This window comes from Bdellovibrio bacteriovorus (assembly GCF_002208115.1).
GTDB lineage: Bacteria > Bdellovibrionota > Bdellovibrionia > Bdellovibrionales > Bdellovibrionaceae > Bdellovibrio > Bdellovibrio bacteriovorus_C.
In genome coordinates, this window is the sequence record NZ_CP020946.1 from 1,906,389 (window position 1) to 1,918,640 (window position 12,252).

10 protein-coding genes are annotated in these 12,252 nt (G+C 48.9%); 7 read left to right on the forward strand and 3 right to left on the reverse strand.

Translation table 11 applies throughout. The annotated features are described in order from the left end of the window. Positions 1 to 76: 76 nt before the first annotated feature. Genes B9G79_RS09140 through B9G79_RS09150 form a run of 3 tightly spaced genes read left to right on the forward strand, consistent with a single transcriptional unit; the run spans position 77 to position 4,139 of the window. Entirely contained in the window at positions 77 to 1,597 is a 1,521-nt protein-coding gene (locus B9G79_RS09140) for a GH3 family domain-containing protein (protein ID WP_088565246.1), read from the forward strand. After that, positions 1,594 to 2,160: a LysE family transporter gene (locus B9G79_RS09145; protein WP_088565247.1), complete on the forward strand. Its 567-nt coding sequence runs from the start codon at positions 1,594 to 1,596 to the stop codon at positions 2,158 to 2,160. Before B9G79_RS09140 ends, B9G79_RS09145 begins: the two co-directional genes overlap by 4 nt. Then, positions 2,157 to 4,139 (forward strand): C45 family autoproteolytic acyltransferase/hydolase, encoded by a 1,983-nt coding sequence (locus tag B9G79_RS09150; RefSeq protein ID WP_088565248.1) that lies wholly within the window; start codon positions 2,157 to 2,159, stop codon positions 4,137 to 4,139. The genes B9G79_RS09145 and B9G79_RS09150 overlap by 4 nt, the downstream gene beginning before the upstream one ends. Here the strand turns inward: B9G79_RS09150 and B9G79_RS09155 are convergent, their stop codons facing one another. Together B9G79_RS09155 and B9G79_RS09160 are read right to left on the reverse strand one after the other, a co-directional pair. After that, positions 4,140 to 4,853 carry a substrate-binding periplasmic protein gene (locus B9G79_RS09155; protein WP_088565249.1) on the reverse strand — a complete coding sequence of 238 codons (714 nt, stop codon included), beginning with the start codon at positions 4,851 to 4,853 and terminating at the stop codon, positions 4,140 to 4,142. Between the two features lie 64 nt (positions 4,854 to 4,917). Continuing rightward, a complete protein-coding gene (locus tag B9G79_RS09160; RefSeq protein WP_088565250.1) occupies positions 4,918 to 5,673 on the reverse strand; it encodes an MnmC family methyltransferase in 756 nt (251 codons plus the stop codon). Between the two features lie 39 nt (positions 5,674 to 5,712). Between B9G79_RS09160 and B9G79_RS09165 the strand changes: the two genes are divergently transcribed. From B9G79_RS09165 to B9G79_RS09180, 4 genes are all read left to right on the forward strand, one after another. Beyond that, a complete protein-coding gene (locus B9G79_RS09165) occupies positions 5,713 to 6,720 on the forward strand; it encodes a TIGR01212 family radical SAM protein (protein ID WP_232468508.1) in 1,008 nt (335 codons plus the stop codon). A 487-nt stretch (positions 6,721 to 7,207) separates the two neighbouring features. Beyond that, positions 7,208 to 9,613: a ribonucleoside-diphosphate reductase subunit alpha gene (locus B9G79_RS09170; RefSeq protein ID WP_088565252.1), complete on the forward strand. Its 2,406-nt coding sequence runs from the start codon at positions 7,208 to 7,210 to the stop codon at positions 9,611 to 9,613. A gap of 86 nt (positions 9,614 to 9,699) precedes the next feature. Then, entirely contained in the window at positions 9,700 to 10,698 is a 999-nt protein-coding gene (locus tag B9G79_RS09175; protein WP_088565253.1) for a ribonucleotide-diphosphate reductase subunit beta, read from the forward strand. A gap of 9 nt (positions 10,699 to 10,707) precedes the next feature. Then, positions 10,708 to 11,670 carry a hypothetical protein gene (locus tag B9G79_RS09180; RefSeq protein WP_232468509.1) on the forward strand — a complete coding sequence of 321 codons (963 nt, stop codon included), beginning with the start codon at positions 10,708 to 10,710 and terminating at the stop codon, positions 11,668 to 11,670. Here B9G79_RS09180 and B9G79_RS09185 read toward each other — a convergent pair. Then, positions 11,660 to 12,142 (reverse strand): hypothetical protein, encoded by a 483-nt coding sequence (locus B9G79_RS09185; RefSeq protein ID WP_088565254.1) that lies wholly within the window; start codon positions 12,140 to 12,142, stop codon positions 11,660 to 11,662. The two genes, B9G79_RS09180 and B9G79_RS09185, sit on opposite strands and share 11 nt — an antisense overlap. Positions 12,143 to 12,252 lie beyond the last annotated feature (110 nt).

A 12,252-nucleotide genomic window follows, 5' to 3' on the forward strand; every position in this document is an offset into this window, starting at 1 on the left:
TTTACTGTCAACGCGTTAAAGCGACAACGGCTCTAAATCGAAATAGATTGCCTTCATTCCAACGAAGGAGAATTTTATGTTCGCAGTGAATCATGTTGTCCAGTCCCTGGGTCAAAAGTATCTGAAAACATACGGTCAAAGAATGACCGTGAATCACCAGGACCTGCTTGCCAAACAGGAAAAGAACTTTGCCAGTCTGAAGCGCTCTATGGTGGGCACACGCATCTATAAGGATCTGCGTTTGTCCCATATCCATTCATACGAAGAATTTGTAAACCACGTTCCGGTTTTTGGTTACGACGAATATGCGCCCTATGTCGATATGATTGCCGCAGGCCATAAAGACATTCTTTTTAAAGACAAAGCGGATTATTTCGGTCTTTCCTCCGGCACTTCCGGCAAAGACTCCAAACGTGTTCCTTATAATGAGCGCATGATCCGCATGTTCATCAAATCGCAAAAGCGTATCGCAAGCAAACTGTCCACTCTGGAGCCCAATCTGAACCTGCTGAAAGCCGGTCGCCTGACGTTTGGTTCCGATCCTTATCTGTATTCACAGAATGGTTTTAAATTTGGTTATATTTCCGGGATTCTGTCCACCCGTGTTCCAAAGGCTTTGGCCAAGAACACCTTCCCTTGCCGGGAGGTGCTGGCTATTTCCAACTGGGATAAAAAGATTGAAATGCTGGTCAACGAATCCATCCAGCAGGACATTCAAGTGGTGAGCGGAATCCCTACTTACATTATCTCGATCTTTGAGGCGGTTTTGCAAAAAACCGGCAAGACTCATATCAACGAAATCTGGCCAAACCTGAAGGTTTTCGTTTACGCAGCCACCCCGATCAAACAATACCAAGAGCGTATCGACCGCCTGGTGGGTCATGAACTGAACTATTACGGCGTTTACGCGGCCACAGAAGCGGCTATCGGCTTGCCATACGAAAAGTATGAAAACGGCCGTCAGCGTTACTTCCTGAACCCGGACCTGATTTATTCCTTCACGCCGGTCAATGGACCGAAAAAGAACGTCGGCCTGCACCAGATCGAAATGGGCGTGGCTTATTATTTGAACGTGGGCACTCCCAACGGAATGATTCACTATTGCATGAAAGACGTTGTCAGCTTTGACCTGAATAACGGCGATCTGGTTTTCGAATTTGTCGGTCGTAAATCCACGGGCATGAACCTGGCGGCGGAAAAAGTCAGCGACGATGAAATCCTGGATTGTTATCTGAACACCAAAAACTCTTTGAATGTGGACATGCGCCACTTCTTCCTTTCGCCGGTTCTGAACGAAGGCAAAGCTTCTTATCTTTGGACCTTGTTCGTACCGGAAAATGCCGACATCAACCCGGACGCTCTGGCCCAAACCCTGGATCAGCAGATGCAAAAGCTGAATGGCGATTACCATGACTGCCGTGAGGTGGGTGTTCTGGGGCCGGCCCAAGTGCAAATCATGAACGCCGACTATTTGCAGGCGTATTTCGAAAAAAACCGCAGCCGCGGCCAGTTCAAAATGAAAACCACGTTTGAAACTGCTGAAGAATACCTGAGCTTCATCCGCAACAACCTGGAACAGACAGGACTTGCACAATGATTCTGTGGATGATTTCAGTGGGATTCTTATCAGCGTTTGCGCTGGGGCCGGCAAGCTTCAGCATCATTCGCAGCCTGGTGTCCCGCCGCACCTGGCCCTGGTCCTCGATTGCAGGTTTTTTACTGGGGGATGTGGCGTACATCCTTCTGGCGATGGCCCTGCTAAAAAGCCCATTGTTTCACCAGGAATGGCTTAAGGTCACTCTGACCGCAATGACCGCCTTGGTACTTTCAGCTTACTCTTTGAAAGTTCTACTTTCCAAAGAACAGCCAGCCCCACTTGAAATCCCCCATCAGGGATTCACCAAGAGTCTGGCTTTGACACTTTCCAACTTCCATCTGGTTCTGATCTATGCCGGTTTGTTCGTTCACCTGCGTGAGGCCCAATCCCTGTGGCTGGGAGTTGTCGTGTATCTTCTGACCTTCGTGGTCAGCTTCCTGGCTCTTTTGTGGGGGCTAAAAAGACTGCACGGACCTATTAAAAAATTCTTAAGAAAAATCGAAATCGTGGCTGCCTGCGGTTTCTTCTGCTTTTCAATTTACCTTTCTGTGGGGATTCTATGAAGCGTCTTCTTATTCTGGCTCTTTTACTTCCCGGTTCGGCTTTTGCGGACTGTGTTCTTAAAAATGAACTGCAAGGTCAAAAACACTTTGTCTGTCAGGCTCCGGGCACTTCCAAATCCGTGCACGTTCTGGACCTGAAGGGTGGTTTTTCCGAGACCGCCTATTTCCACGGCTATTTCCTGAAAAAAGAAATCGAGGCTGGTGTCTTGAAGGGTGTTCAGGTCCGAACCGAACGCGCGTTTTCAGCTTTGGACAAAAAATCCCAGGACCAGTTGCTGTTGATTAAAAAATGTGTGATCGACAACTATCGCGCCAGCGTTTCTGATGAATTCAAGGCGGGCCTGAAGAATCTGCACCGCGGATTAAAAGACGCCGGAAGCCAGGTGTCTTGGAACGCGTTTGAAGAAAGCAATTACATGGTGGAGTTCTCTATCTTTGCTGATTCCATGCAAAGACAGATGGACGAAAGCCCCCGTAAAGGAGCCATGAAGGTTTTTGCCTCTTGCGCGCCTTATTTTATCGGGAACACTCTGGCGAAGCCCTTCAAACTGCTCGCTCAGGGTTTGAGATCCATTAAAATGGGTTGTACAGGGATCAGTGCATCTGCAAGCAGCTCCAGGGATGGGGCCCTCCTTCATGGTCGCAACTTCGACACGGGCCTTCTGGGTTTCTATGAACCTGAACAGGTCATCGTGATCAACCGTCAGAAAAACGGAACCACGTCTGTGGGTCTGGGATCTGCGGGTCTGCACTATGCCGGCGGCATCAGTGGTATCAACAACCACGGCCTGTCTGTGAGCTTGCATGAGCTGCAAACCGAGGGCACCCAGATTCGCTATGATCGTGGTGAATCCGATATCGCCCCTTACCTGCTGCATTCTGTTTTGCTCAAAGCGCGCAGTCTTAACGAAGCTATTGCCATGATCCAGACCCGCAAGGGCTTTGGGGCGTGGACGTTCTTTATTTCTGACGCCAAGACAGATGAATCCGCTTCCATTGAACTGAGCGGCGACACTGTTGTGGTGGCTCGTCGTGCGAAGAACAAATTCCTGGGCCAGAGCAATCACTTCCTGGGTGGCAAAACCAGCCAGGAAGGCTATGAATACAGCCTGAATAAAACCCTGGAAACCCGCGCCCGCCTGGCGCATGTGGAGCGCACGCTGAATGAAGACTTCGGAAAGATTGATGCCCAGTGGGTGATCAATCGTTTAAGTGGTCACACCGACGAACTGGTGGGGGCAAGATCCTTTGGTCGCACCACCACCAAACTTTACACCGCCGCGACCCATGTGATGCAGCCCGGCCGCATGCAATGGTGGATGAGTGTGGCAGAAACCTACCCAACCAACCGCTCTCACTTTGTCGGCTTCCGCCTGCTGGGTCCGGGGCAAAGAGCTCCGGTTGAGATTCTGGGAACCACCAAAGCGTGGGAAGATCCAACGAAGCCTGCCTGGTATGACTCTATGAAATATTATGTGAAGGCTTATCTCGCCAACGAACAGGATCACAGCAGCATTGCCGGCCTTGATCGCACTCTGGCGCTGCTTGAAACAGCGTCTGCGACCGCAGCTCAGGATGGCGTGTTTGAATTCCCTTACGAGTTTATGTGGGCGCGTATCAAGGTTTTGCGAGCTGCCAAAAACATCATGGCAGGTCAGCGTGACATCGCTTATATCGACCTGACAGAGGCCCAGGAGCGTTTGAATATGATCTCAGCCCGCTTGGGGACAGGACTTCATGACTATGAAAACTTCCAGCTTGATCTTTGGAGATTCCGCGCGGAAACCCTGAAGCCTCAGGCAAAACAGTCCCGTGCTGCACAAGGTGCCTTCCGTCAGGAAGCTCAAGGGTTGTTGCAAGGTTTGATTTCCAAATACCCTCGCCAAAGTGAACTTTATGATTTGCAGTGGAGCCTGGGCGAAGAGGCGCAATTATACATTGTCCTTGATGCCGAGATCCGCTTGGGAACTGTGGAATAACTAAGGTGTGGTGGCGACAGTCTCGGTCAGGACCCGATCGAGGCTGCCGTCTTTTTTCATCGTCTCTATAGTTCTTGAGAAAATATCCGCCAGGCGTTTACCATTTTCGTTGTCCTGGAACGCATAGTACACAACCTGTTCCGACAACGGTTGATTCCGGTCAAACTCAATCTGTTTCTGTCCGCTCAGTTGCAGTGCCCTAAGACCAGAGCGCTCTTCGACCACGAAGGCATCAATCAGACCCTTCCCCAGCTTCTTCATATTCAAGACATCATCCGCTGCCATTTCAAAGCGGATTTTCTTGTTGCCTATAAGTTCTCTGACATAGGGATAACGGAAAGTCAGACCGACTTTTTTCCCTTCAAGGTCTTTCAGGCTTCTGAGCGGCTTGTCTTTTTTGTAGAAGATATAATCCACCTTGCGGTAAAAGGCGCTGCTTTTGGCAGAGGCTTGAGGCACATACACATCCAAAGCCGGGAAGAACCCATCGACTTTATTGTTAGTGAACGCCAGCAGGGTTTTCCCTGTGGGATAAACCAGGATTTCAACTTCTCGGGAATTGCGTTTGGCGATTTCACGGGTCAGATTGACGAAAAGACCTTTCTCTGGACTTTCCACCATCAAAGGAATGGCGAAGGTGGCCATCACAATCGGCTTGGCTGACGCCACCGACGTTAAAAGCAGCAAAGCTGAAACGTTCGCAATCAAAGACATAACTAAGTAAAGATTTATTGATGATATTTAGCAAGGCCTTTTCGGCCCAGCCAACGTTACAAATTCAGATGTTTCTCAGACCCAAAGTGGAGTTGCGCTTGCCTTGAAAACCTTCGCGCAAAATCACTTCGAAGCCTTGCGCCTTCAGTGCGCGCTTCAAACTTCCTTTGCAAGCATAGGTGGTCAGAAGACTTTTTTCCTCTGTCCCCTCGCGCAGAACCTTGTTTAAGAACTCTTCCTCCCATAGATGTGGAGAGGTCTTCGAACTAAAGGCATCATATAAAATGCAGTGATATTTCGACACCAGCACAACGTCCGCATCAAGAGCGCCGCTGATTTTACTGACGTCCGAAAAATGATTTCTCAAGAAAAACTTAAGATTTTGCGGATCAAGTTCGGTGTTGCGACAAACACTTTGCAAAACGCCGTCGTAGGTTTGCAAAACTTCGGGATGAAGATTCGCGCGGTCATCGTGCAACCACTGAACGAAAAACTCACGCAACTCAGGCACACTTTCATAACTTGTGATCAAGCCTACATCGTCCGCGGTTTTTCCCAAAAGCAAAGCCTCACGTGCGATCACCAATTCAATGTAACCAAGCCCCAGGCCCACCACCAGAAAATGAGGTTTCTGTACTTTCTGAAGCACTTGCTTTGCAGGCTCGCCATAGATCATCAAAGTCTCCGAGCAAGCACCGCCAGAGTGATGCATGGTTTCGCCGCGATCCGTGGCGCCGTCAATGGACTCCAACAGATGCAAGCTGGGGCTTTCATCCCCCGTGATCTCGATTTCAAACCCAATATCGGCCCATGACTTCATTTGATTGACTTCCTGCAGAATAAACCTGTAAAAGTGCCTATGGAAAAAGGCTGGTTAGGGGTTCCCTATCATACTATCAGTGAGCACTACAATAAACTCTTTGGCGAAAAGGTTTATAAGGTGCCCGTGGCTGTCGTGGACGACTGCCCGAACCGCCGTGGCCTGAAGGGCATGCAGACTTGCGTGTTTTGTGATGTCTGGGGTTCGGCCGCCAATGCCGAAAGCCTTTCCATGGAACTTCGCGCACAGATCGAAAAATACCACGGTATTATCAGCAACAAGTACAACGCCAAGGCATTTTTGATCTATTTCCAGGCCTACACCAACACCTTCACCAAAGTGTCAGCTCTTAGAAACAACTTCGATGTGGCGCTGTCTTACCCTTGGGTGAAAGGCTTCACCGTGGGCACCCGTCCGGACTGCCTTTCCAAGTCCGTTTTGGACCTGTGGCAGGAGTATCACGAAAAGTCGTTTGTGGCCGTCGAACTGGGTGTGCAGAGCTTCTATAATGACCAGCTCGAATTCATGCGCCGGGGTCACACGGCAGAGGACTCCATCGCGGCTATCCACAAAATCGCCTCTTCCACGACGGTGGATCTGGGTATTCACTTGATCTTTGGAAGCCCCACGGAAACTGACGAACAGATCATTGAAACAGCAAAGATCTGCAACGATCTGCCGATCACCAACGTGAAACTGCACAATCTGCACGTTTTGAAAAACACACCTTTGGAAGAGATGTATCACAAGGGCGAATTCAGCCCGATTGACAAAGACACCTACACACGCCGTGTGGAACTGTTCCTGCAGCATCTTTCTCCGCGTTTGGCTTTGCACCGTCTGGCGGCTTATTCTTCGCGCTGGGATGAGCTTGTGGCGCCGGAATGGACAAGGAACAAGATGGGCATTCACCAGCACATTATTGATTCTTTGCGCGCGCATGGCTCTTATCAGTCCCAGAATTTCGCTGCTTTGAACGAATCCGACCTGCTATTGCAGAAACGCTTGTTCGAAAAATCACAAAGAACAGACGCAGTTCGTGCCTAGTTTCTACACAATTTAAGATTGTGTAAGATCAGTACAGGGAAATTTCAGCTTTAAGCCCCCAAATTTAAGGTTTCAGCACTGGACTTTAGTTTTACGAGGTAAAATTACAACCTCTTGCCAGTTTTGTTTGCACGCGACTTCAGTCAAGAGGAAGTTTTTTTTGCCTATTTGATGGGCAACGTCACAAAAAAATCGGCGTTATTTTTAAAATTGTTCTTGAAACATCACCGAAAGAATTACAAGATCGGAATTGAGAGAGATACCCGGCATATGGATATGTCACCAATTAGAGACCACTAGATATAGTGGCAAGCCGAAAGGCGACTAAGGGGGATTCAAGGGAAACAGCTAAGGATTAGCAACTTCGTTCTCACCAATTACCATACAACTTTATATATGCACTAACCAGACCTAAGTCTTTACGAGGGGTGAAGATTTGGGGCGGGATTTTTTTGCCCAAACGGAACTGGGCAGAGGGGATACAGCCATGTTGGAAACAACAGCTCACATCATGAGAGTTAAAAAGCGCGATGGCACACTGGAGCCAGTGGACGTAACGAAAATCGTTGAGCGCGTAACCAAGAACTGCCAGGGGTTGACTCAGGTGGATCCTTTGCGTGTTGCCACTAAGGCCATCAGCGGTCTTTACGATGGCGCATCCACTAAAGAATTGGATAACCTTTGTATCCAGACAGCTTCTTTGCTGATCGGTGAAGATCCAGAGTATTCCCGTCTGGCCGCTCGCCTTCTTTCCACCTACATCGACGAAGAAGTTCGTTCTCAGAAGATTCAATCTTTCGCAGACTCTGTAAGCTTCGGCTTCCAGGCAGGTCTTCTTGCTGAGAACACTTACAAATTCGTTGAAGCCAACAAAGCAGCTCTTTGTGCGGCTATCGAACCGTACAGAACAGACCGTTTCGAATACTTCGGTCTAAGAACTGTTTATGATCGTTATCTTTTGAAAAACCCAACAACTCGTCAGGTGTTTGAGACTCCTCAATACTTCTTCATGCGTGTTGCCTGCGGTCTGGCGCAATCCGTGGAAGAGGCTGTCGAGTTCTATCGTTTGATCTCCTCTCACGATTACATGCCGTCCACCCCGACTTTGTTCAACTCCGGCACTATGCGTCCGCAGATGTCTTCTTGTTATCTATTGGATTCCCCAAGCGATGACTTGTCTGCCATCTATCAAAAATACACGGACATCGCCCTTCTGTCCAAATTCGCCGGCGGTATCGGCGTGGCTTACTCCCGCGTTCGCTCCCGTGGTTCTTTGATCAAAGGAACAAACGGTCACTCCAACGGTATCATCCCTTGGCTGAAAACAATGGATTCCTCCGTTGCGGCCGTCAATCAGGGTGGTAAACGCAAAGGCGCTGCCTGCGTTTATCTTGAGACTTGGCACGGCGACATCGAGGAGTTCCTTGAGCTTCGCGACAACACCGGTGACGAGGCAAAACGCGCGCACAATCTGAACCTGGCAAACTGGGTTCCAGACTTGTTCATGAAGCGTGTTGAAGCCGATGCAATGTGGTCTTTGTTCGACCCGAAAGTGGTTCCTCATTTCGTGGACACTTACGGTGAAGAGTTCGAAAAGGCTTACGCCGAAGCAGAGGAAAAGAAACTTTACATCAAACAAATCAAAGCTCGCGACCTTTACAGCCGTATGATGAAAACATTGGCTCAGACTGGTAACGGCTGGATGACTTTCAAAGACCATGCGAACCTGAAAGCCAACCAGACTGGCGAAGCTGGAAATGTGATCCACCTTTCCAACCTGTGCACAGAGATCCTTGAAGTGACCTCTGACAAAGAAACTGCCGTGTGCAACCTGGGTTCTGTGAATCTGGCTCGCCACGTGGAAAACGGTCAGTTCAACTTCGAAAAACTGGCTCGCTCTGTTCGCACGGCTGTGAAATACCTGGACCGCGTTGTTGATATCAACTTCTACCCTATCCAGACAGCTCAGGACTCCAACCACAAATGGCGTCCAGTTGGTTTGGGCGTGATGGGTCTGCAGGATGCTTTGTTCCTTATGAAGCTTCCGTTTGACTCTGCAGCGGCTCGCGATCTTTCTGCAAAAATTCAGGAAGAGATCTATTACAATGCACTGGTTACCTCCTGTGAATTGGCTGAGCAACTGGGTCCTCACGGTGCTTACGAGCAAACTAAAGCGGCTAAAGGTTTGTTGCAATACGACCTTTGGGGCGTGACACCTTCTCAACCAGAGCGTTTCGAGAAGTTGAAAGAGAAAATCAAAAAGCACGGCTTGAGAAACTCTTTGATGATCGCGATTGCGCCAACAGCAACTATCGCTTCCATCGTGGGCTGCTACGAAGCAATCGAGCCACAGGTTTCCAACTTGTTCAAACGTGAGACTCTTTCCGGAGAGTTCATGCAGATCAACAAGTACCTTGTAGGTGACTTGAAGGCGATGGGCATCTGGACTGAAGAAGTTCGCAACGAAATCAAACTTCAGGACGGCTCTATCCAGGACGTGGCTATGATTCCTCCACAAATCAAGGAATTGTACCGCACGGTTTGGGAAATCCCGATGAAGTCTTTGGTTGATATGGCTGCCGACCGTGGCGCTTACATCGATCAGGCTCAATCTTTGAACTTGTTCCAGGAAAGCCCGACTATCGGAAAACTTTCCTCCATGTACATGTATGCATGGAAAAAAGGTGTGAAGACGACTTATTACCTTCGCTCTCGTCCTGCGACCAAAATCGCAAAAACGACTGTGAAAGCTTCCAGCAACTCTGCGAACCCAACTGCTTCTGAAAGCATGATGGACGCAGCTCCTGCTCAAGAAGCCAAGAAGTCTTACTCTGACGCAGAAGTGATCGCATGCTCCCTGGAAAACCCAGAAGCCTGCGAAGCTTGTCAGTAAACGGCGGCGGTAGCCGCGGAGAGAGGTCCGCGAAAGCGGGCCTCTGAACCAGCGCTTTAAAGCGCGTACTTTTTTTGGAGATTTTTATGATTTTGGATCCTGGCTTTAACCTGACTTTGCGCCCGATGAAATACCCTGTTTTCTACGAAATGTACAAAAACGGGATCAAAAACACCTGGACTGTGGATGAAGTTGATTTCTCTACAGACCTTGTGGACCTGCACTCCAAAATGACTGAATCAGAAAAACATCTGATCCGTCGTTTGGTGGCTTTCTTCGCAACAGGCGATTCCATCGTGGGTAACAACCTGGTGTTGAACCTTTACAAGCACGTGAACTCTCCAGAGGGTCGCATGTACTTGTCCCGTCAACTGTACGAAGAGGCTTTGCACGTTCAGTTCTATCTGACACTTTTGGATAACTACATTCCAAATCCGGATGAGCGCGCCGAAGCTTTCGCTGCGGTTGAAAACATCCCGTCCATCAAAAAGAAAGCGGACTTCTGCTACAAATGGATTGATTCCATCAACGAGCTGAATGAGCTGAACACGATCGAAGATCGTCGCCGCTTCCTGATGAACCTGATCTGCTTCGCAACTTGCGTTGAAGGTCTGTTCTTCTATGCTGCTTTCGCCTACGTTTACTTCCTGCGCTCCAAAGGTCTTTTGGCTGGTTTGGCGTCTGGCACCAACTGGGTCTTCCGTGATGAGTCCATGCACATGGCCTTCGCAATCGAAGTTGTTAAAACAGCTCGTAAAGAAGAGCCAGAATTGTTCAACCAGCAAATGGAAGACATGGTTGTACAAATGCTTGAAGACGCCATCGAATGCGAGATGGAATTTGCTCACGACGTACTGAACCTGGGTGTTGCCGGCTTGTCTGCTAAAGACATGAGACAATATCTTGAGTACTGCGCTGATCAACGCCTGGAAAGCTTGAACATTGCTCCACGCTACAACGTGAAGAATCCGTTCATCTTCATGGAGCTTCAGGATATGCAGGAACTTGCAAACTTCTTCGAAAGACGCGTTTCCGCTTACCAAACAGGCGTATCCGGCGCCGTTGCGTTTGATGAAGCCTTTTAATCAGGCTGCGTGAAAAGCAACATTCTTTGGATCTTCTTTTTTCTAATCTGCATGGGGGTGGGATTTCTGCACGGAGTCCTGCCCCAAGGCATTTCCAGAAGCTACTTTGTCACTCCAAGAAAAATTTCTGTACTGACCACGGATGAAGTCCTGTTCCCGATGAATTTGCGTCAGGAACTGGAAGAAGAACTTCATGTGCGTTTTTCCGTCACAGTGACCCGTGACTGGGAATCCATGCTGGCAAATGTGGTGGCAAGCCCGTCGGCGGATCTGATCTTCCTGCCTTCCTATTGGGCCAACACTCTGGCACACCAGAATCTTTTGGCCAACGTGGCGGGCATTCAAGGCGAACTTCTGCAGCGGGTTTCCACTGACTTTGTAAAAAGCCGCAATCCCGAGACCTTTACTTTTTTGCCCATTTACTGGATGAAAACCGGCATTGATACTCCGCTGGATGAAACCTTCCTGGATTATCTGAAAAACAAAAAAGAAACATTCCTGTTTTTGCTGGCCGACGAAGACCTGCTGTTGAAACACTTCCAGACATGGAAAGATCAGGGACTGCTTGAACAAATCAACACGAAAAGAATCCTGACCCTGCAACTGGATCAATTAAGCAAAACCAGCGATGAAGGCGCGGTGGAAACCCCGCTGAATCGTGAATTCCGCGGCGGCACTCACCCGTTCCTCAGCGCCCTTTTGATGTGGGGGGCCGCGATTCCAGCGAACTCCACCCAGAAAGAACTGGCACTGGAGATTCTTGCGGTTTTGACAAATGTGGAGCATCAGGAAAAGGGACTGCTCAGCACTCCCTTTAATTCGACCTTTTCAACTGTGACGGGAAAAGAAATTCCTCTGCATCGGCGCGCGGACTTCATCCGCGATCTGCAACTGAAGGACACCCTGATTCTTGAAACCAAGGATCAAGAGGCGCCTTTAAAGCTTAAAAACGAATTCAATTTTATTTTGTAAGAGTGAACGTCGGAGCTGCACGAGCCTCGTTCATCACGGCATTTCCGTCAGCATCGAAAGCCTGCATGATGATTCGCATGCTGTAAACCCCGGAAGCCAAAGTCGAAATATTCAAAGAAAAATTAAAGCGCCCGTTTTTACAAGTGGCATAGTTGGCATTGGAAGCAGTGGCCGGATTCGTATCCACCAAAGCCATTTGCGTGGAACCATTCATCACAATCAGTCTGTGGGACGGATAAGTCGAAACATAGCACTCGCCGGTGATCTCGGCCTTGGTGTCTGTGTTTTTCATGTTAATGGTCGGAGAAAAAAGCTGAACCGTCAGCTCTTCTGATTTCGGAGTTTTATCCAAAGTGTGGGCGCTGGAATCATCTTTTTTATCAGTCAGCAGAGAATCGCCTTCCACCGGCTGACAGGCCGCCAACAGAAGACAAAGACTTGAAAGTCCTGCAAAATATCGTACTGATCTCATGAGCTCCCCCACCTCTATAGAATAAATGAGGTGCGGGGACGCTTAAACGAGTTTTTTCATCAGGTCCAGTTTTGAGACGGATTCTTCGTCCCAAAATGCGATAAATGCCG